This is a genomic window from Maledivibacter sp., assembly GCA_025210375.1.
Taxonomy (GTDB): domain Bacteria; phylum Bacillota; class Clostridia; order Peptostreptococcales; family Caminicellaceae; genus JAOASB01.
Genome location: JAOASB010000029.1, coordinates 79,399 through 100,511 on the forward strand (window position 1 = coordinate 79,399; position 21,113 = coordinate 100,511).

Genomic DNA, 21,113 nt, shown 5'->3' on the forward strand with positions numbered 1-21,113 from the left:
GCTTTTTTATAATTCACTCTCCTGGGCTTCAAGCCTTTTATCAACATATTTTTCAAAAAACGTTTTTATAACCGCCATTATAGGCACCGCTAAAAACATTCCTACTACTCCAAACATGCCCCCACCAATTATGATGGCTACAATTATCCAGAATGGAGATAATCCAACCTTCTCCCCTAATATCAAAGGGCCTAAGAAAAGACCGTCAAATTGCTGCAGTGCTATGACAAATACTAAAACCCAAATAGCCTTAATAGGATTATCAAAGAGGGTAATGGCTACTGCGGGTACAGCACCTATAAATGGTCCAAAATAAGGTATCATATTTGTAAGCCCTATTATTAGGCTCAAAAGCAAAGCATAGGGAGCCTTGATGATAATAAAACCTACAAAGCATATGCCACCAATTATACACGAATCTATAAATTTACCGATTATAAACTGTGAGAATACTTTGTCAATCTCAACTCCAAATTCTATTATCCCTCTGGCCTTTTCTTTATTAAAAAAAGCAATAATAATTTTTTTAAAGCCAATACTAAATCTTTCTTTATCCTTTAAAAAATACACTGATATTATCATGGATAGTATTATCTTAAAAAATGTAGAGGTCAAGTTGATTGCCTGTGAAACAATAGTAGTTAATATATCATTTAAATAAACAGAAATTTGATCGATGATTTTATTTAAGTTCCCCTCTATACGAGGTGTTATCCCATATTTATCTAATAACTGTAAACTTGCAATCTTCTCAGTCATCCATTCATCGGTGATCTCAAAATATTGAGGTAAATCCTTTAGCAGATTAGCTATACTATTGAAAATCTTTGGAGAAACTATAGTAACAAATATTGTGGTTATTCCTATTACAAACATATATATAACCAGTATACTCCATCCTCTTTTTATCTTAAGATGCTTTTCAATATATTTCATCAAAGGATTAAGTAAGTATGCTATAGCAAATGCCCATATAACAGGACTAAAAATTGACAACAGATCAATGTTCATAAATAGGAAAAAGTCTATTTTGTTTATTACTTTGTACAATACAAAGGCTATTATAAGCAATGGTATTATATCTAAATACGGTATCTTTTTCTTTTCTGCCATTTATGTCCTCCCTATCTACATATTTATTTAAATTATAACACATAATTGAAGAAATTACATAACTCTTACTTGGCTAAGCCTAATATTGGGATATCATCCTTGATTTAATTGCTTAAGATATAAGTGGATTTCGTGGATATCTCTACTACATTTCCCACTTTTTAAGTTTTCTATGTATTACTCAACCCCCTCATCTATGCACTTCTATGGATACAAAAACCTGCTGGCAAATTAGCCAACAGGTTTCTATTAGATACATAACTTTATAGTTACATGTTAATGTTTTCTACCTTTAAATAACCTTTTAAATACGCTCTTAATTATACTTAGATTTTCTCCAGAAGAAACAACAAAACTTGAAGTTTTTGGAATAATAATTGTTCCTAAGGAATTAATTCCATTTGTATAATCTTTATATTCTAATATTCTTTTCTTACCCTCTTCAGTTATCACTTCAATCCAAAGATATGTTGGAAATTGATTTAAAATATACAATAAATCTGTCTTTTCATTAACCGAGTAATTATTAGCCTTGAGTATAATATATCCGGGCTTTATACCCATTTTTTCTCCAATGCTATTCTTTTTAATATCTAACACTGTTAATCCTCTATGATGTTTTTTATAAATAGGCATCTCCCTTTTTTCTTCCCTCTGGCTATATATAATCAATGCTTCATGGGCAACGGGTGCAAAAAAGGCCGCTATAAATTTAAAGGGATAGATATATGAAGATATTCCTGCAAGTATGAGAAGCACTATACTATATGCGGCAAGTCTTAATGAAGATTTCTTACTTTTTTCCTTTGGAGAAGAAGTAATTGCTATATCCCCATATCCAAGGGCAGCTATAACAACTACCGGATATATTGAAATATTATCTAAATTTACTGAATGAAATAGGGGCCACCAGTTCCAGTGGGGAAAATTGATGTTAGATCCCCCAGCTAACCCCACCAATAAAACTGCAAATGGAATAGGCCAAAATCGTTGGAGCGTAAACCCCCCAACAGTCCCATATTTATCATGCTCTATAAAAATTGGAGTTGGAGCCCTGTGTCCATCTATCCATATCAATATACTTTCAATAAGATGTAATACCGCAACTAAAGCAATAATACTCGAAACATTGACCTTTGGAAAACCAAATATTAAACTTGAAAGAGAGATAATTCCACCAGCATAGGAAAAACAAAGATATCTCACATTGATGAGCATCAAAATTATTGCAAGGGGTAGTATAAATTTAAAATCTTCAAGCTGTATTGCAACTCCCAGAATTGATATTACTATAGTTCCTAAAATCCCACCGAGCATACCCACTCCCAATGATACAAAAACCCTTTGCTTTGCCGTATTCTTTTCCTTGCCTAAAAGTTTTCTTTCCATCTTAGCCACTTTATTATATTGTAAATATATTAAAAATAATACTACCCAAAACAACGGACTAATTATTATAGTTAAAATCGATCGCAGTGATAGTATTATAAGCTCTAACCACTCCATAAAACTTTTCACCTACCATAAAAGGATATATAAGCCCGGGACTTTTCCCGGGCAATCACATTATATCTTCCCTCTTAGAACCTCCAGTGCCTTTTGTAGTTGAGTGTCTTCTTCATCGGTTATTTCTACCTTTTCTTTTAATTCTTCAGGTAAATCTACAACTATATTAGGTTCTATTCCCTTTCCATGTATATACTCACCATTTGGTGTATAATACTGAGAAATAGTCAATTTGAATCCAGTTCCATCGGTTAATTCCCTAACGGCTTGAACAAGGCCTTTGCCAAAGGTTGTTGTTCCAATAATAACCCCGGACTTTGTATCCTTAACGGCACCAGTTAAAATTTCCGATGCACTTGCACTTCCTTTATTAACTAATATGACAAATGGATAATCAACTTTATTTGCATCAGAATCCATATATTCCTTTTTACCTGCTCTATCCTTTGTATATACTATATTTTGTTTTCCTAATAACTCATCAGCTATTTCAACACATTCTCTTAATGAGCCTCCAGGATTATTTCTCAAATCTATGATTAGACCCTTTATATTTTTTGATTCTAAATCCTTTAAATGCTTTTTAAAATCTTCAGCAGTTTTATCATCAAACATAGTTAACCTTAAATATCCTATATTGTCTTCTATCACCCTTGATTTTACTGTTTTAAGTCTTATTTCTTCCCTCTTAATTGTAATAGCTAGGGGTTCCTTCTTATTTGGTCTTAAAATAGTTATGTCTACTTCCGTTCCCGGTTTTCCCTTCATTATAGCAATAGCATCATCAAGTTCATCTGCCGTAACTTCTTTATCGTTAACCTTTACAATCTTATCCCCACTAATGATTCCAGCTCTTTCACCGGGTGTATCTTCTATAGGAGACACCACCGTTATATAACCATCATCCCCTGGTGTAACTATGATACCTATTCCCCCATAAGTCCCATGAGTGTGGGTCATAAAGCTATCAAATTCCTTTTTGGACATGTATTGTGAGTAGGGATCATTCAATGAACTAAATAATCCTTTTAATATACCATCCTCAAATACATCCTCATCCACTGGTTCATAATAATTTTCTTCAATGTATTTCTTTAAGTAAAGGGTTTTTTTAAACTTGTCTTCTAATCCAACCAATCTTTCATATTCACTTTTAGGAAGGGATACTTTCCCATTAAATCCTATGGCTGCAACATTTGTTATTACCGTCGTCAATAAACCTGTGACTATAATTAATACAATGGCCCCTATAAAGGCGGTTCTCTTTTTAATCATGAATTTCACCTCTAAGTCATTTTATTTAAGCAATAATAATTATTATATCTATATTATATAAATTGAGAAAATTGCATAACTCTTACTTGACCAGGTTGCATAATATGTATGGTATAGCTTTAAGGATTCCCAAACTATACATAGCAGATAATTTTTATAGAAGGCAATTATGCAATTTGCTCAAATTATAAAAAATGAAATAAATCTTACTATTTTATTCTATTATATTTTATTATTCATTATACCACCTTTACTTGGTTTACACAAAAATTTGGAAATAAAAAGCCTCCTATCCTGTAGACTTTGAAAACTCCCACTAGAAAAGTGGGAGTTTCAGGCTGTTGAAAAACCCGAATTTCTTCGTTGTTGCTTCAACCAAGAACCCTTACGTATGTTTGTATACGCTACGGTCTCTCGGTTTCAGCACGCCTCGAACTTCGAATTTCTCAATAGCCTGCCAGATTGTTGACTTTGTCAACAATCTGAAACTCCCACTAGAAAAGTGGGAGTTTGATATTAAGGCTGTTTAATGTATTTTAGCGGATCTACAAATTTACCATTTTCACGGACTTCAAAGTGTAGATGGGGTCCAGTTGACATACCTGTACTTCCACATTTTGAAATAGCTTGTCCCCTTTTTACCTGTTGACCTTCTTTAACTAGTATACTGGAGTTATGAGCATATAGGGTTACTATTCCACCCCCATGATCTATCATTACTACTTTCCCATAACCACCTTTCCAACCTGAATAGATAACTTTACCACTTTGGGCTGCAACTATATTCTTACCAATAGGTATTCCTATATCTATACCCGTATGTAGCTTTTTCTTTCTCAAAATAGGATGGTTTCTATATCCAAAGGGTGAAGTGATCCTACTATACCCAGGAGCTGGCCATGCCATGCTTCCACCAACATATTTTGCATTAGATTGCTTTCTCTTTATTAGATCACCAATACGATTAGCCAAATCTGTTAATTCATCTTCTTTACTTTCTAAAGCTTTATAGTCTTTTTCAAGTTCTTTTTTGAATCTTTGCATCTTCCCCCTTGAGACCTTTAGATTATTTTGCTTAACCTTTGTATTATTTTTTAAGGTGATTAATTGGGAATTTTGGTTTTCAAGGGTTTTCTTTTTTTGCTCAATTAAATCTCTCTGGGCCTTCAAATATTTTACAAGCTCTATATCATGGTTTAATATCTTTTTAACCATATCTAGTCTAGTCAATAAATCTTCAAAGCTTGTGGAATCAAGCAACACTTCAACGTATCCTACCTCTGCATTCTTATACATTACTTCTAATCTAGCATTTAAAGTCTCATTTTTCTTTGAAATATTATCCTTTGCTTGCACTAATTCCTGTTGTGTTATCTCTATTTGCTTTTTAGTTCCAATGATATTTTTATTGAGTTCTTCCACTTCGGCTTCAAGTTTTCGGATAGTTCCTTCTAATTGTTCTATTTTATCAGAAACATTCTTTTGCTGTTTTTCATTCTCCTTTTTATCTTGTCCAACTTGATTTATCTTACTATTCACACTATTCAATTTCTTTTTATCATCATTAATATCGAAAGCAAAGGCTTCTAAAACCATTATAAACATCAATGACATAGATATTAAAAAAATAAAAATTCTCTTTTTATTCATCCTTTATTTTATCCCCCTTTTCATATTTATTCTACACCCTTAAGTATTTCTTCATAGAGGTAATACTCCCTAATGCTCCTATGCCTGAACCTAAAACTATGAACATAATAAACAAATTATCTACTACCTTTGCTATAGGTACTAAATAAGCTGTTAACATTACATATAAACTCGTTGCAGCTAAGTTATACAGATATCTATAGCTCAAATAAATTATTAGGAGTGCAATTACTGAGCCCAGTAGACCTAGGAATGTTCCCTCAATAAAGAATGGCCACCTTATGAACCAGTTTGTAGCTCCAACATATTTCATTATATTTATCTCTCTTCTTCGTGCTGCAACAGTAAGCTTTATAGTATTTCCAATAATAAAAACAGAAATAGCTATTAAGATCACTATGATAATCATTCCAATAATTCTAACAAAATCTGTTATTTTAATTATCTTATCTACAATATCCTTATGAAATTTTACATTTTCTATATTGTCAATCAATCCTATCTGACTTACGACAGCTTCACTGTCTTCTATATCATTTAAATACACTACATAGGAGTTTGGAAGCGGATTTCCTTCTAAGCCTTCTAAGAGATATCCCTGTTCTCCAAAAAGCTCCTTCATATATCCAAGAGCCTCTGCTCTAGATTTAAATTTTATCTCCTTTATTCCTTCTATCTGTGCTATTTCTTTCCCTATTTGTTCTATACGATCATTCTCAGTATCCTTATCTATATACACTTGGATAGAATCAAATTGATCTTGTGCCCCTTCTGCTAGGCTATTTATATTAAATATTAGAATAAATATTATCCCCAAAATAATCAAAGTGGCTGAAACGGAACCTATAGAAGCTAAACTCATCATTCTGTTTCGCCAAAGGTTCTTAAAGCCTTCCTTTACCATGTATCCTAAGCTTCTAATCTTCATACCCATAGCCCCCCCTTTCCTCATCTCTTACAACATTTCCCTGTTCCAATGCTATAACTCTCTGCTGCATCATGTTTACTATTTCTCTAGCATGGGTAGCCATCACTATAGTTGTTCCCCTTCTACTAATTTGTCTTAAAAGTCTCATGATTTCCCATGATGTCTCAGGATCTAAATTACCAGTAGGTTCATCAGCTATAAGTATTGGTGGATTATTTATTATAGCCCTAGCAATTGACACTCTTTGCTGTTCACCCCCGGAAAGCTGCTCTGGATACATCTTAGCTTTACTGCTTAGTCCAACAAGACTAAGCATAGTTGGAACACCTCTTCTTATTTCCTTTGGTGTGGCCTCAATTATTTCCATTGCAAAGGCTACATTTTCGTACACCGTTTTATTGGGAAGCAGTCTGAAGTCCTGAAAAACTACACCAATCTTTCTCCTTAGCAAAGGAACCTTTCGCCTATGAATATTAGTTATATTTTGATTATCAATTAAAATTCTCCCTTGTGTAGGCTCAACTTCCTTTAAAAGCATTTTTACTAAGGTAGATTTTCCTGCTCCACTGGGGCCTACTAGAAAAACAAAATCTCCCTTATCTATTTTAATATTTATATTTGCAAGGGCCATCGTCCCATTCTTATATCTTTTCGATACATTTTTTAATACGATCATTACATCAACTCCTAACATTATTTCTATTTCGATAAATAACCTTTATTTCCTTCATTTTTTTTTCGGTAAATAGTAGTATTTTTAGACTATTTTTATAAAATTCGAGATTATTTATAGATGGGATCATATATATTATAAATGTTAATCCCCATAAAAAAATCTTAAAGACGATATTGTCTTTAAGATTTAATATTAGATTTAAAATTGTGTAATATTTTTTATTTTTCTACTTTATTATCCTTCAATCTTTCTTTTTCCGCGGCTTTAGCTAATTCCTTAAGGGTTTTTGTAACCTTATAGTGTATTGACCCTTTAGGATATTCACCATTTTCATTCATCTGTCCAGCGGGTACTCCAGTTAATATCTCCAGTCCTTCATCGATTGTCTTAACAGCATATATATGAAACTTTCCTTCTTCAACTGCCCTAATAACCTCATCCTTCAACATCAAATTTTTTACATTTTGATGGGGTATCATGACTCCCTGTTCACCTGTCAATCCCTTCAATTTACACACCTTAAAGAAACCTTCTATTTTTTCATTAGCCCCACCTATAGGTTGAATTTGTCCACGTTGATTTACAGACCCTGTTACTGCTATATCTTGTCTAATTGGGGCCTTTGATATGCTTGAAAGTATTGCATAAAGTTCTGTACTCGAAGCACTATCTCCATCAACCCCAGAATAGAGCTGTTCAAAAACAATACTTGCCGATAGGGCTAATGGTTTTTCTTGAGCATATTTATGTCCTAAATATCCACTAATTATCATAACTCCCTTATCATGTATCTTTCCACTGGTTTTTGCTTCCCTTTCAATATTAATTATCCCAGCTTTTCCCCTATAGGTTGAAACAGTAATTTTACTTGGTTTTCCAAATCTATATTCTCCTGTACCTGTAACGGCTAACCCATTTATTTCCCCAATCTTTTCTCCATCCACATCTAATAAATAGTCGCCTTCATCAAACATCTCAAGAACCTTTTCTTCATATTTATTATTTCTAAATATTTTCTCTGATATTGCTTTTTCAATATGCTTAAGGCCTACTATATTGCTGCCATCTACTTCAGCCCAACCATCAGCTTCATAAAGTAGCTCGACAATTTGATTAAACCTTGAACTAAGCTTATTTTGATTTGAAGCTAATCTAGAGCTATATTCTATAACTTCCCCAACTGCTTCCTTATCAAAATGTCTCAGATCCTCTTTTTCACAATGGGTTGCAATAAATCTAGCCATTTTAAGGATATTTTCTTCATCTCTAGACATTTCTATATCAAAATCAGACATTATTTTAAATAATTTTTTAAATTGCTCATCGTAATTATACAACATATAATATGTATATGGATCTCCTATGAGTATAATCTTAAGATTAACAGGTATTGGTTGAGGCTTTAAGGATGTTGTTACTACATATCCTAATTGTTTACCCAGACCTTCAATATTAATTTCTCCCGTAGTAAGTACCCTTTTAAGTCCATTCCATGCAAATGTATTTACAAGTACATCCTTGGCCTGTAATATCAGATATCCACCATTGGCTTCATGTAAAGCCCCTGGTTTAATTTGGGTAAAATCAGTTTTCATAACACCCATTTCATTTCTATATTCCACACTACCCACTAAATTGTAATAGGTTGGATTAGCCTCTATAATAACAGGGGCACATTTTTTTTCACTGTTATCTATAAAAAGGTTCACATTATACCTATCGAAAAAGGCTTCACTTGACTTTAACTGAAACATAGCAAAGGGATTATTTTCATCGGAGTCTTTATCCTTTTTAAATTTATCAATATTTTCCACAATATCCTTTACAAGCATATTGAAATACTCAATTATATTGTCATTATAATTAAATCTCATTTTTAATTTTTCTATATGAAAATCTACGACTTTGCTTGCTGTCTCAATATCTAATTCTTTGAGCTTTTCTCTGAAATTTTCTTCAAGCTCTCTAAGCTTGTTAAATACATCAACGGAATCTAAACTCAATTTATTGCTTCTTTCCCTTAATTCCCCAAATTCTTCTGGAGACAGATTGCTATAATCTACTTCGCTCATAGGTTTGCCTTCCTTAAGAGGCATATTGACTAATCCCTTTTCCGTATGGGCGAATCTAAAATCATGCTGCTCCGCAACCTTATTTAATTCATTAATAATATCCTGGGAAATACTTTGATATTGCTGTAAAAGGGCATTTTTCATATTTTCGTACTCTTTACTTGTAAAAGCATTTTCAATTTCCTTCTTAAGCTTTGTGATTGCATCCTCCATGGCCTTTACAAGTTTTTTTCCTTGTCCAGGTTTAAGGTTTAATGCCAAAGGGCTGTGGGGATTTTTAAAATTATATACATATACCCAATCATCGGGAACCTTCTTTTTTGATGCTTTTTCATCGGCTATTAGTTTCACATAGCTATTTCTTCCCGTCCCGCTTTGTCCGGAAACAAAGATATTGTAGCCCTTCTTTTTTATTGATAGTCCAAAGTCTAATGCATTTGATGCCCTTTCCTGGCCTATAATACCTTGAAGTGGAGTTAAATCGGCAGTACTATCAAATTTAAAACATTCTATGCCACATTTATTTTTCAATTTTTCCAAAGGAACTTTGACTCTTTCCGGCATATTGATACTCCCCTTTCTAATTTACAGTTTTTTTCGAATATTTTATTTATTTATACCCTTATTTATTTCCATGTATTCAACGTATTCTGACATTTGAGCAAATTGCATAATTACTTTCTATAAAAACCATCTACTATAGATAAACAACATTAAGACTTAAAATATATTTCAGAGAAAATAATGAACGCTCCTACATTTTTTCTTTGAAATATATTAAACCTTGAAGTTGTTTATATTTACATGCAGTTTAAAAATCTTCAAAGCCATATCACCAAATATGCTATATCTTAAATATTCAAATTAAGGATGATATTCCCATATTAGTCCCAGCCAAGTAAGAGTTATGCAATTTCCTCATTTATAAATTTAATATTTGTCATACAGCTCAAAAAAATTATTATATATAAAAAAAAGCCATTCCAATTTTTTCAAATGACTTTCCATTAATAATTTTTTGATATTTAGGTATGGCTTGAGAGTTTAGTCCAATACCTTATAATTAAATAAAAGCTACTATGGATTACATAGTAGCCTATTTCATCTTTAATTTTTGTTAATATTTAACTCCCCTAGAATAATCTAATTTATCTCTACACTTTCTCCATCGACAATATAAATGATTCTTTCACATATATTTGTTATATGATCTGCCATTCTCTCTAGGTATCTTCCCACAAATAGTAGCTTTGCCCCTTGATTTATATTTTTAGAATCTGAATGTATCATCATTAGTATTTCCGTGTATATATCTTTATATAGGTTATCTATTAACTCATCCTCTTTACCAATTCTATAGGCTAACTTAGAATCTTCATTAATAAAGCTAATCTTTGAATTTCTAAGCATACCTAATATAATACCCCTCATTTTAGGAATATCAATTAAAGGTTTTATATGGGGTTCGTCACCGATTTTTATTACTTCCTTGGAAATATTTACACAAAAATCTCCTACTCTCTCTAAATCAGTAATAATTTTTGAAATAGAAAATATGATCCTTAAATCCTTAGCCATTGGCTGTTGAAGAGCAATAAGCTCTATTGTCTTTTCTTCTATACTTTCTAGAAATTCATCCACATTATCATCTAATTTTATAACCTCACGGGCTAATTCGACATCCTTATTTATAAGAGCATCAACAGACTTTATAACCAATTTTTCTACACTTTCCATCATGCTTACTACTTCATCTTTTAGTGAAGTTATTGATGCTTCAAAACCATCTCTAACCAATTGATAAACCTCCCTTTCTTAGCTTGAATTCATTAGACCTCCTGAGAGTTTAATACATACCTTTTACCCAAATCTACCAGTAATATAGTCCTCAGTTCTTTTATCCTCTGGAGTTGTAAATATCTTACTGGTATCGCCAAATTCAATTATTTCTCCCATTAGAAAAAATGCTGTTTTATCAGAAATCCTTGCGGCTTGCTGCATAGAGTGGGTAACAATAACTATGGTATAGTCATTTTTCAGTTCATTAATTAATTCCTCAATTCTATGTGTAGCAATAGGATCAAGTGCAGAAGTTGGTTCATCCATCAATAAAACATCTGGTTGAACCGCAAGACTTCTAGCAATACAAAGTCTTTGCTGTTGCCCACCGGAAAGTCCATAGGCACTATCATATAATCGATCCTTTACTTCATCCCATAAAGCAGCACTTTTCAAACTTACTTCAGCAATTTCTAGCAATTGCTTTTTGTCACGAATCCCATGTATTTTGGGCCCATATACAACATTCTCAAAAATAGACTTTGGGAATGGATTGGGTTTTTGAAATACCATTCCAACCGTAGTTCTTAGTTCCTCTAACCTAACAGATTTATCAAAAATATCTGTTCCGTGATAAAGAATGTTTCCCCAAGTTCTTACAATTGGTATATTATCCACCATACGGTTTAATGTTTTTATAAAAGTCGATTTACCGCAACCTGAAGGCCCTATAATTGCGGTAACTTCGTTTTCTTGTATTTTAATATTTATATCTCTTAATGCTTGGTCATCACCATACCAAAGATCTAAATTTTTCACATCATATACGACGTTATTATGATTGCTACCTGCATTGTTTAACATTTTGAAAGTATTCCCCCCTATTTAGTATCGTCTTTGGAACTTGCTTCTTATAAAGATTGCTACTGAATTCATTAATAGTAATACCACTAATAACACTACAATAGTGGCAGCAGCTAAATTTGCATATTCCGGTGTTAGAACAGTATCAAGTGTCCAATAATAAATCTGAATTGGCAAAGCAGTAAAATCCGACATTATGCCATCGGGTATTCTAAGAATAAGTGTAGGTATCCCAAGTACAACTAAAGGAGCTGTTTCTCCAATAGCCCTTGATATAGCTAAAATACACCCCGTCAAAATTCCTGGTAGGGATGCTGGTAAAACAACTGTTCTTATGGTCGTACATTTCGTCGCTCCCATAGCATATGCTCCATCTCTTAAGAAACCAGGCACCCCTCGTATTGCTTCTTGACTTGCTACAACAATAATAGGCAAAACTAATAAAGACAATGTTAATCCTCCAGCAAGTATACTGGACCCAAGGCCAAATATTCTTCTAAAAACTGTTAATCCAAGCAATCCAAAAATAACCGACGGTACACCGGCCAAATTGGAAATATTAGTTTTGATAAAAGCCTGGAATTTCCCTTGATTTACATATTCTTCTAAATATATAGCCGTTGATACTCCCAATAATAACGTTACGGGTATAACAACTGCCATTAGCCAAACTGATCCAATTATAACCCCATATATTCCAGCTTTTTCTGGAAAGATTGATAAATTACTAGTTAAAAATTTTAAATCTAGCCATCCAATACTTTGTACGACAATTCTATAAAACAGTATTCCTAATACCATCAAAGCAAATACAGTAGATAGAGAAAAAAGTTTCCTTGCCACTGTATCTATAAAAATACGTCTTTCCATTCTTTTTTTGGTAATTTCCTTATTTAAGAAGGCCTTTGTACTTTTTTTATTATTTAACCCATTATTTGTTTCATTTTTTATTAATTCACTTTGATAATCCATGTTTAGTATTCCTCCCTGTATTTATGAGAGATATATTGTGCTATCAAATTCATTAAAAGGGTGAAGACAAAAAGTATCAACCCTACTGCATATAAACTATAATAACCCGTTGTTCCCATTCCAGCATCACCACTTGTAAACTCAACAATATAGGCTGTCATTGTTTGCATTGATTGAGTAATGTCAAAGGTGAAATTCTTTGAACTGCCACTAGCAATTGTGACAATCATGGTTTCTCCAATTGCTCTGGAAATAGCTAGTACAAAAGAAGCAATAATACCCGAAATAGCAGCAGGAACAACAACTTTTAATGTAACTTCCAATTTTGTTGATCCAAGTGCCAAAGCTCCTTCTCTCATTGAGTTAGGAACAGAACTCATTGCATCCTCTGATAGTGATGCAACAAGGGGAATAATCATTATACCCATAACGATACCTGGGCTAAGGGCGTTTTTAGCACCTAAGCTTGGTATCAATTTCATTAATAAAGGTGTAACAAAGGAGTAGGCAAAAAAACCATAAACGATTGTAGGTATCCCAGCTAAAACTTCCATGATTGGTTTTAAAGCCTTTCTACGTTTCTCAGAAGCAAATTCACTTAAATACATTGCGGCAGTTAATCCTACTGGAACTGCAACACACATTGCAATTAAAGCAGTCATGATTGTACCACTAATTAATGGTAAGATACCAAAAGTAGGATTTGCACTTAAAGGAGCTAACTTTGTACTAAAAACTTCACCCAAAGGTACTTTTGCAAAAAATTTATAAGAATCAAATAATAAAGTCATAACAATTCCAATAGTTGTTAGTATTGAAATTGAAGCTGATAGCAAAAAAAAGTTAGGCATAATTTTTTCAGTTCTATTTTTTTTCTTTTTCAAGTTGTTCTTGATTACATCTCTAACACTAACAGCCTTGTTCATTAAACCCCCTCCGTTCTATATGCTTAATTCAGTAGTCATCATAAACAGCACTAAGATGAGAATCATAGTATCTTCTCATCTTAATGTTAAACTATCTAATACTTTAGACTACCTTCATAATCTTACTTTATTGCTTCTACTTGCTTCAGATATTCATTGTAAACTTCTGAAGGCAATGGAGCAAATCCGTTATCACCTGCTAATCTTGCAGCACCTTTATGGGATACAACATACTTAGCAAAATCAAGCACTTCTGGTTTTCCCTTAGCATGATTTACATTTAAGTATGTGAACACAGGACGAGTAAACCCAGAGTATGGTAGATCTTCTCCTATTGTTTCTAAAGTTGGTTCAACCCCACCATTTCCAAAATCAACTGAAACTGCTTGAAGTTTATCTTGGTTATTAACATAATATCCAAAGCCAAAGAATGCAATAGCATTTTTATCATTTGCAACTAAGTCAACTAATGTAGAATACTCTTGTTGTAAATTAGCTGTTTTAACCATATCTTTCTTATCTAATATCTTCTCAAAGAAGAACTCAAAAGTTCCATGGTTCTCATTTGGTCCATAGAATTTAATTTCTTCCTTAGGCCATTCTGCTCTTATATCTGACCAAAGAACTTTGTCATTTGCCTTATATGCACCTGAAATATACATACTAACGATTTCTTCCCTTGTCATTTCTTTTGCCCAATTATTATCCTTGTTAATAACCATTGTTAATCCGTCAAGAGCTAATTTGAATTCTAAAACATCCTCACCAAGCTTCAATCCTTTTTCTTCAAGAGCAGCTACTTCCTTATCCTTTATTTTTCTGGAAGCATCAGAAAAATCAGTTTCTCCTGGTATGAATTTTTTGAAACCTGCACTTGATCCGGCACGACCTACTTGGACACTTACTTTGTTTTGTTCATTTACCATATATTCTTCTGCGATATGTGCCATTAAAGGGTACACCGTTCCCGATCCATCAACAATTACTGTGCCATTAAACTCTCCTTTCTTTGGTTCTTCTATATTTTTATTTTCTTCTGCTTTTTTAGTTTCCTCCGGCTGTCCACTAGTTTCACCACTACATCCCACCACAGAAATCATTAAGATTGTCATTAGCACTGCTAATAATATTTTTTTAAACATGAATAAGCTCCCCCTAATCCATTGATATTTTTTTATGTTCATTACATATACTAATATACTTAAAAATGCCATTTACTTTGTTATGGTGATGTAAACTATTTGTTAAGAACTTGTTAATTTGCAAAAAAAATAATGCATATGGGGAGTATGCCCTATATGCATTATTTTTAGATGTAGGATATTATAAGGATTTAAGGGATATTTAATTTTGCATCCCCTCCAAAATTTCTAGAAATATCGAATATTGAAATATATATATTAAGTTTTGCCATATGAATTCTATTCAAGTTAATAAAACAAATTTATTTACAATGATAACCATATCTAATCTTAATCGAGGAAATTGCATAATTCTAACTTGGTTAAGTTGTATAATAAATATGACATGCCTCTAGGGCATTTAAGACTACCTGTAGTAGTAAATTTTTGAGGATTATAATTATGCAATTTGCTCAATCAATTATTTGTTAAATTCATGCTAATCCTTTCATAATTGAACAAAAAAAGAATCCTTTTTATAAGGATTCTTTTTATAAGGATTATTCTTTTCCCTCAATTAAATTATCAATTGGTTTTCCCGGTGGCACTATTGGATATACGCATTCATCTTTATCTATTTTGCAATCAATAATAGCTGCTCTTCCACTCTTTGATACTTTTTCTAATATATCAGCTAAACTCGATATATCTTCTACTTTATAACCGTCAAGGCCATAGGCACCAGCCAGTTTTACATGATCAACATCTTGACTAATATCAGTTTCTGAATATCTGCCGTTTTTAAAAAGCTTTTGCCACTGTCTTACCATTCCAAGGGTACTGTTGTTTAATAGTAAGGTTATGGTGGGCAGCTTGTATTTCGATACAGTTGCAAGCTCGTTACAATTCATTCTAAAGCTCCCATCACCAGTTATGTGCAATACCCTTCTTTCTGGATATGCAATTTGCGCTCCTATAGCAGCTCCCAGTCCATATCCCATTGTTCCTAATCCTCCCGAGGTTAGAAAGCTTCTTGGCTTACTAAATTGCCAGTATTGAGCTGTCCACATCTGATGCTGTCCCACATCTGTGACAACTATAGTATCCTCACCTAGTATCCTGTTAGCTGTTTCAATGATGTTTTTAGGAGTAAATTCTTTATTCTTCAATACATTGTTCTGCTTCCATGACTCAATTTCCTCAAACCATTCAAATCTATCCTTATAACTAATATCATCAATTAACTTACCCAAAATTTCCTTTACATCCCCAATAATAGATAGATTAGCTTTTTTATTTTTACTTATCTCCGTTCTATCGATATCTATATGGATTACCTTAGCCTGTGGAGCAAATTTATTTACATTTCCCACAACTCGATCACTAAATCTAGCTCCAACAGCAATTACTAAATCACTATTTGTTACTGCTAAATTTGCTTCTCTAAAACCATGCATTCCTACTAACCCCAAGGATAAGGAGTCTTCCCTTGGATAATTCCCAAGCCCCATTAATGTATTGACTACTGGGATGTTCGCTTGCTGTGAAAATTTATATAATTCTTCAGCTGCATCTGATATAACAACTCCACCTCCAGCATATATAACTGGTTTTAAAGAATTATTTATTATATCCGCGGCCTTTTCTAAAAGCTGTTCCTCTGCCACACTTGCATCACCATATTTGTCATCGTTATAATTACTATCATAATAAGTTGTTTCCAAGAATATATCCTTTGGAATATCTATTAGTACTGGTCCAGGTCTTCCACTTTTAGCTGTATGGAAGGCCTCCCTAATAATATTAGCCAAATCATTTACATCTTCTACTAAATAATTATGTTTAGTAATGGGTAGTGAAATCCCTGTAATATCTACTTCTTGAAATGAATCCTTCCCAAGTAGGGATCTGGGAACCTGACCAGTAAAAACTACTAATGGAACTGAATCTAAAAAAGCCGTAGCTATACCAGTAATAGTGTTGGTTGCCCCTGGCCCGGATGTGGCAAAGCATACTCCTACTTTTCCAGTTGAACGTGAGTATCCATCGGCACTATGAACTGCTCCCTGCTCGTGGGCGGTAATGATATGAGTAAATCTATCAAAGTTGTCATATAAAGCATCATATAATGGAATAACTGCTCCACCGGGATATCCAAAAATTGTATCAACAGCTTGTTCCTTTAAGCATTCTAATACAATTTGCGCTCCACTTAGCTTCATCATTTCACCTTCTTTCTATTTATATCAATTTCTAAGCATATCACCTTCATGCCATGATTTTAAGCTTAATTTTACTATTCTTTAATCCATTCCATCATACTTCTTAAGTTTTTGCCTACTTCAACAATAGGATGCTCCAGCTCTTTTTTCTTTATGGAATTAAATACTGGTCTATTTAACATATTTTCAGATAACCAATTTTTTGCAAATACACCCGTTTGAATCTCATGAAGTACATTTTTCATTTCTTTACGGGTTTCTTCATTGATAATTCTTCTACCAACCATATAATCCCCATATTCTGCAGTATCGCTTACACTATACCTCATTTTTTCAAAGCCGCCTTCATAAAGCAAATCTACAATAAGCTTGAGTTCATGCAGACATTCAAAATATGCTATTTCCGGCTGATAACCAGCTTCTACCAAGGTGTCAAATCCAGCTTTAATAAGTTCTGTTGCTCCTCCACATAAGACACTTTGTTCACCGAATAAGTCGGTTTCAGTTTCTTCCTTAAAGGTTGTCTCTAGAACCCCTGCCCTCGCTGCTCCTATACCCTTAGCATAGGCTAAAGCTACATCCTTTGCCCTGCCAGTATAGTCTTGGTACACAGCCAACAATGCAGGCACTCCTTTACCATCTTCATATACTCTTCTAACCAAATGTCCTGGTCCCTTTGGTGCAACCATAAATACATCTACATATTTAGGTGGTACTATCTGGCTAAAATGAATATTGAATCCATGGGCAAATACTAATGCATTTCCTTCCTCTAAATTTTCCATTATATGGTCAGTATATACCTTCCTCTGATGTTCATCGGGTACTAGAATCATAACAATATCACTATTTTTAGCCGCATCGGCTACTTCTAAAACCTCTAGTCCTTGTGCTTCTGCTTTGCTCCATGATTTACTCCCCTTGTACAAGCCCACTACTACATCTACTCCACTTTCCTTTAAATTTAATGCATGGGCATGACCTTGACTACCAAAGCCTATAACTGCTACCTTTTTATCCTTTAATAAATCCAAATTTGCATCATCATTATAGTACATCTTTGCCATTTTAAATTCCCCCTATTTTAATTGATTTCCCTTATCTCATGTACATTTACAAGTTTTTCCATTTGATTTATTGCTTGATTTACACCAAGATTCAATCCATCCCTTATTGTTATCTCCAAATTAGAATACTGTGAGTTTTCTATTCCTTCCATATTTACACTTCTTATGTCAAACCTCTTTCTTTTTAAGAGGCCTACAACTCTGATTAGGGTTTCCAAACCATTATCGACTCGACATGAAAGTTTTTTTTCCAATCCCATCTCACTCCTTAAATTTAATATTATTTTCATGAACAATAAAAGCTCGGGGACATCGAGTCCCTTCCCTTTTGGTCGAATTTCTCTTGGAGAAATGACCTACAATAAAAAATCTCCCGCCCCTAAGATAATAAAACTTTATCTTAGGGACGAGAGATTATACTCGCGGTACCACCCTAGTTTCAATTATAGATTAATTGACACTCTATTCAGGTCGAAGAACTATTACTTGAACCCTAGCTATATAACGGTAGCACCCGACCTAATCTATTGGGACACGTCCTTTCAATCAGGCAGTTCAAGAGTGATCATTACATACCTACTTTAACACCAACTTCCAGCAACCGTTGGCTCTCTGTAGTAAAAGTATAGATATCTTTCTCTCTATCAGCACTTTTTCATATTTTATTGAATATTTATGAAAATTATACTACCCTTATGCACAGAAGTCAATATTATTTTTGAATTTTCTAAATAATTTTTATTCATACAATTTTTTTATATAAATATAGATGTGTGATAAAGAAAATTACACTTCAATAACAAGTTAAGCCATAAAGAGAAAAAAGCTTATAAAATTATAAATTTTCTAAGCTTCTGATGATAATATCCTTATTTCAACCCTGCTGATATTTTTATATTGTCTTGATGGTTATAGTCTATGGCCCCATCCTTATGTCTTGTACTATTTGCAAAGTGTATGTCCATATGTCCCGTTACGCCATTGTTATTGATGTATTGTATGTCATGGGGCATCGATGATGCTGAAGCTGCTATTTTTCTATCGTTAACCTGGACTATAACAGGCCTAGTTTTCCAGCTATAACTTCCCCCCCATACCTCTTTCATAATACCAGAATCATATGTTGTTAATGGCTCACAATCTGCATGATTAGCTCCTATAGTTCTTTTCATTGTCCATTCCTTACCACTATAAAAATCTCTAACTTTAAATACCTTTCCTATAGGTGCCACATATTGTGCCTCTGTCCACCAATCTAGATACTCACCATATTTTTCTCCTAGAGTATTTTTAACTGGTACATTATGAACTGGAATTTTCAATACATCTCCAATATCTAGCATAGTATTTTCATTCATATTATTGGCTTTAATTAACTCGTACTGTGGAATCCCAAATTTAATTGATATATTCCAAAAATTATCGCCTTTTTGAACTGTATAGTAGCTATATGTTATAGAAACTTCACTATTATTATTCTCAATTAAAGATTCATTGCTAATGGATTCTTCATTGGGAATAAGTATCTTTTGCCCTATGGAAAGGTGACTATATTGATTTGCATTATTTACCTTCAATAATTCATTTATATCTACACAGTATTTTTGACTTATTTTCCAATAGGTGTCTCCAGCTTCCACCACATGCCCTTTGTAGTTATTTGATTTAGGAATGATTATTACATCATTTACATTCATATTAGTTTGTGAATTATCCTTGTTAACTTCTATTAACTCATTGATATCCACATTAAATTTCTGACTTATCCTCCAGTATGTATCTCCCCAAACTACTTTATATAACAACTTTTCATCGGAATTGAAAGGAAGCTTTATAGTTTGTCCAACATTTAGATAAGGATTAGTATATGCTGAGTTCTCATCAAGAAGTTCATCTAAATCAATACCATATCTTTGACTTATTTTCCAATAGGTATCCCCACTCTTTGCCTGATAAGAAATTGAGTCTGCAAAAACATTAATACCACTTTGAGACAGCAAAGCCAATCCAATTATGCCTCCAATAACAACTTTTTTAAAATTCATTTTTGACCCCCTTGTGAATTTAACTTTCCCTGTTATTTATTCGACATATTTCGACATTGACCTTTATGTAAGATTTCCCAAATAAAAGCTTAAGAACATCAAGTCATTGAGTTCTTAGTCATATTTCACTTTTAGAACTACCCCACAATACCACAATAAAAATAAGCGACCATTTTTCTATTTATGGTCGCTTATTTTTACTATTCCTCAGATCGGGTTTTTAACTCAATTCTATATGGTAAGTCATCTAAATCAGTTTTCGCAACTATATATGGATATGTAATTGCCTCTGTTACAACATCTCCCGGTTTTGGGTCTGTGAATTTAGCATATACTACTAGTTTGTATTTATCCTCTTCGTCTTTAACCTTTTCGATTTTATCTATATCAACCGAATACCCACCAGTAGGCTTTTCTCCCCTTGTAACAACCACAAAAATTTCTCCATTAACCTTACAAGCTAATGCTCTTTCTAAAGTTTGGTATCTAGGTAATATTTCCTTTATTTTTCCCGGTATCTCTTTTTGGCTAAGAACCTTAAATTCAACTTTATCATCATCATTAGTGAAGTGTTTTATTGCCATGGTCCCACTTATTAGAACTAGAATAACTACTAATAGAATCATAAGAGATTTCAAATTTAAAAATCTCTTCATACTGGTATTTGATTTTTTCATATTGGATTCCATTTCTACGATTCCCTCCCCTTTACTTGTCATCATTCAATCTATTAAATACTATTCAAAAAAAGGTACAAATATTCCATACTGGGAAAATTGGGTTGATTCCTTTTTCAAATTTTTTATCACAATAAATGGGAAATATTTTTAGTGTAGGTTCAATATTACCTACATATTATTAGAAACTAGTAGTCTGGGAGAGCTTCAATATATATTT

At 33.1% G+C, this 21,113-nt stretch carries 17 protein-coding genes and 1 other annotated feature; all 17 genes read right to left on the reverse strand.

What is annotated here, in order from left to right; all coding sequences use genetic code 11:
- Nucleotides 1-6 precede the first annotated feature (6 nt).
- Nucleotides 7-1,113, reverse strand: a complete 1,107-nt coding sequence (locus N4A68_09950; protein ID MCT4564613.1) for an AI-2E family transporter — start codon at nucleotides 1,111-1,113, stop codon at nucleotides 7-9.
- A gap of 276 nt (nucleotides 1,114-1,389) precedes the next feature.
- Nucleotides 1,390-2,619, reverse strand: coding sequence for a hypothetical protein (locus tag N4A68_09955; protein ID MCT4564614.1), 1,230 nt, complete (start codon nucleotides 2,617-2,619; stop codon nucleotides 1,390-1,392).
- Nucleotides 2,620-2,679: 60 nt separating this feature from the next.
- Nucleotides 2,680-3,894 carry a S41 family peptidase gene (locus tag N4A68_09960; protein MCT4564615.1) on the reverse strand — a complete coding sequence of 405 codons (1,215 nt, stop codon included), beginning with the start codon at nucleotides 3,892-3,894 and terminating at the stop codon, nucleotides 2,680-2,682.
- Nucleotides 3,895-4,410: 516 nt separating this feature from the next.
- Entirely contained in the window at nucleotides 4,411-5,544 is a 1,134-nt protein-coding gene (locus N4A68_09965; protein ID MCT4564616.1) for a peptidoglycan DD-metalloendopeptidase family protein, read from the reverse strand.
- Nucleotides 5,545-5,575: 31 nt separating this feature from the next.
- Complete coding sequence (gene ftsX / locus N4A68_09970; protein MCT4564617.1) at nucleotides 5,576-6,472, reverse strand: permease-like cell division protein FtsX; 897 nt, start codon at nucleotides 6,470-6,472, stop codon at nucleotides 5,576-5,578.
- Nucleotides 6,462-7,148 (reverse strand): cell division ATP-binding protein FtsE, encoded by a 687-nt coding sequence (gene ftsE / locus N4A68_09975; GenBank protein ID MCT4564618.1) that lies wholly within the window; start codon nucleotides 7,146-7,148, stop codon nucleotides 6,462-6,464. The genes ftsX and ftsE overlap by 11 nt, the downstream gene beginning before the upstream one ends.
- A 218-nt stretch (nucleotides 7,149-7,366) precedes the next feature.
- The gene (locus tag N4A68_09980) at nucleotides 7,367-9,784 is read right to left on the reverse strand and encodes an AAA family ATPase (GenBank protein MCT4564619.1); all 2,418 of its coding nucleotides are present in this window, start codon (nucleotides 9,782-9,784) and stop codon (nucleotides 7,367-7,369) included.
- A gap of 579 nt (nucleotides 9,785-10,363) precedes the next feature.
- Complete coding sequence (gene phoU / locus N4A68_09985) at nucleotides 10,364-11,017, reverse strand: phosphate signaling complex protein PhoU (protein MCT4564620.1); 654 nt, start codon at nucleotides 11,015-11,017, stop codon at nucleotides 10,364-10,366.
- Between the two features lie 63 nt (nucleotides 11,018-11,080).
- Complete coding sequence (pstB, locus tag N4A68_09990) at nucleotides 11,081-11,863, reverse strand: phosphate ABC transporter ATP-binding protein PstB (protein ID MCT4564621.1); 783 nt, start codon at nucleotides 11,861-11,863, stop codon at nucleotides 11,081-11,083.
- 21 nt (nucleotides 11,864-11,884) lie between these two features.
- Nucleotides 11,885-12,733 carry a phosphate ABC transporter permease PstA gene (gene pstA / locus N4A68_09995; protein ID MCT4564622.1) on the reverse strand — a complete coding sequence of 283 codons (849 nt, stop codon included), beginning with the start codon at nucleotides 12,731-12,733 and terminating at the stop codon, nucleotides 11,885-11,887.
- Nucleotides 12,734-12,837: 104 nt separating this feature from the next.
- Nucleotides 12,838-13,761: a phosphate ABC transporter permease subunit PstC gene (pstC, locus tag N4A68_10000; protein MCT4564623.1), complete on the reverse strand. Its 924-nt coding sequence runs from the start codon at nucleotides 13,759-13,761 to the stop codon at nucleotides 12,838-12,840.
- Nucleotides 13,762-13,883: 122 nt separating this feature from the next.
- A complete protein-coding gene (locus N4A68_10005) occupies nucleotides 13,884-14,903 on the reverse strand; it encodes a PstS family phosphate ABC transporter substrate-binding protein (GenBank protein ID MCT4564624.1) in 1,020 nt (339 codons plus the stop codon).
- A 539-nt stretch (nucleotides 14,904-15,442) separates the two neighbouring features.
- Nucleotides 15,443-17,104, reverse strand: a complete 1,662-nt coding sequence (gene ilvB, locus N4A68_10010) for a biosynthetic-type acetolactate synthase large subunit (GenBank protein ID MCT4564625.1) — start codon at nucleotides 17,102-17,104, stop codon at nucleotides 15,443-15,445.
- A 74-nt stretch (nucleotides 17,105-17,178) separates the two neighbouring features.
- Complete coding sequence (gene ilvC / locus N4A68_10015; GenBank protein ID MCT4564626.1) at nucleotides 17,179-18,171, reverse strand: ketol-acid reductoisomerase; 993 nt, start codon at nucleotides 18,169-18,171, stop codon at nucleotides 17,179-17,181.
- A gap of 17 nt (nucleotides 18,172-18,188) precedes the next feature.
- Nucleotides 18,189-18,425: an ACT domain-containing protein gene (locus N4A68_10020; GenBank protein ID MCT4564627.1), complete on the reverse strand. Its 237-nt coding sequence runs from the start codon at nucleotides 18,423-18,425 to the stop codon at nucleotides 18,189-18,191.
- A 145-nt stretch (nucleotides 18,426-18,570) separates the two neighbouring features.
- Nucleotides 18,571-18,828: a binding site (T-box leader), on the reverse strand.
- A gap of 212 nt (nucleotides 18,829-19,040) precedes the next feature.
- Entirely contained in the window at nucleotides 19,041-20,216 is a 1,176-nt protein-coding gene (locus N4A68_10025; GenBank protein MCT4564628.1) for a LysM peptidoglycan-binding domain-containing protein, read from the reverse strand.
- 200 nt (nucleotides 20,217-20,416) lie between these two features.
- The gene (locus tag N4A68_10030; protein MCT4564629.1) at nucleotides 20,417-20,905 is read right to left on the reverse strand and encodes a protease complex subunit PrcB family protein; all 489 of its coding nucleotides are present in this window, start codon (nucleotides 20,903-20,905) and stop codon (nucleotides 20,417-20,419) included.
- Nucleotides 20,906-21,113 lie beyond the last annotated feature (208 nt).

Excerpts from the sequence above, each read along its gene's own strand:
- N4A68_09950 (MCT4564613.1), bottom strand. The coding sequence starts at position 1,113 with ATGGCAGAAAAGAAAAAGATACCGTATTTAGATATAATACCATTGCTT.
- N4A68_10025 (MCT4564628.1), bottom strand. The coding sequence starts at position 20,216 with ATGAATTTTAAAAAAGTTGTTATTGGAGGCATAATTGGATTGGCTTTG.
- ftsX (MCT4564617.1), bottom strand. The coding sequence starts at position 6,472 with ATGAAGATTAGAAGCTTAGGATACATGGTAAAGGAAGGCTTTAAGAAC.
- ftsE (MCT4564618.1), bottom strand. The coding sequence starts at position 7,148 with ATGATCGTATTAAAAAATGTATCGAAAAGATATAAGAATGGGACGATG.
- pstC (MCT4564623.1), bottom strand. The coding sequence starts at position 13,761 with ATGAACAAGGCTGTTAGTGTTAGAGATGTAATCAAGAACAACTTGAAA.
- pstB (MCT4564621.1), bottom strand. The coding sequence starts at position 11,863 with ATGTTAAACAATGCAGGTAGCAATCATAATAACGTCGTATATGATGTG.
- pstA (MCT4564622.1), bottom strand. The coding sequence starts at position 12,733 with ATGGAAAGACGTATTTTTATAGATACAGTGGCAAGGAAACTTTTTTCT.
- N4A68_10030 (MCT4564629.1), bottom strand. The coding sequence starts at position 20,905 with ATGGAATCCAATATGAAAAAATCAAATACCAGTATGAAGAGATTTTTA.
- N4A68_09965 (MCT4564616.1), bottom strand. The coding sequence starts at position 5,544 with ATGAATAAAAAGAGAATTTTTATTTTTTTAATATCTATGTCATTGATG.
- ilvC (MCT4564626.1), bottom strand. The coding sequence starts at position 18,171 with ATGGCAAAGATGTACTATAATGATGATGCAAATTTGGATTTATTAAAG.
- N4A68_10005 (MCT4564624.1), bottom strand. The coding sequence starts at position 14,903 with ATGTTTAAAAAAATATTATTAGCAGTGCTAATGACAATCTTAATGATT.
- ilvB (MCT4564625.1), bottom strand. The coding sequence starts at position 17,104 with ATGAAGCTAAGTGGAGCGCAAATTGTATTAGAATGCTTAAAGGAACAA.
- N4A68_09955 (MCT4564614.1), bottom strand. The coding sequence starts at position 2,619 with ATGGAGTGGTTAGAGCTTATAATACTATCACTGCGATCGATTTTAACT.
- N4A68_09980 (MCT4564619.1), bottom strand. The coding sequence starts at position 9,784 with ATGCCGGAAAGAGTCAAAGTTCCTTTGGAAAAATTGAAAAATAAATGT.
- N4A68_09960 (MCT4564615.1), bottom strand. The coding sequence starts at position 3,894 with ATGATTAAAAAGAGAACCGCCTTTATAGGGGCCATTGTATTAATTATA.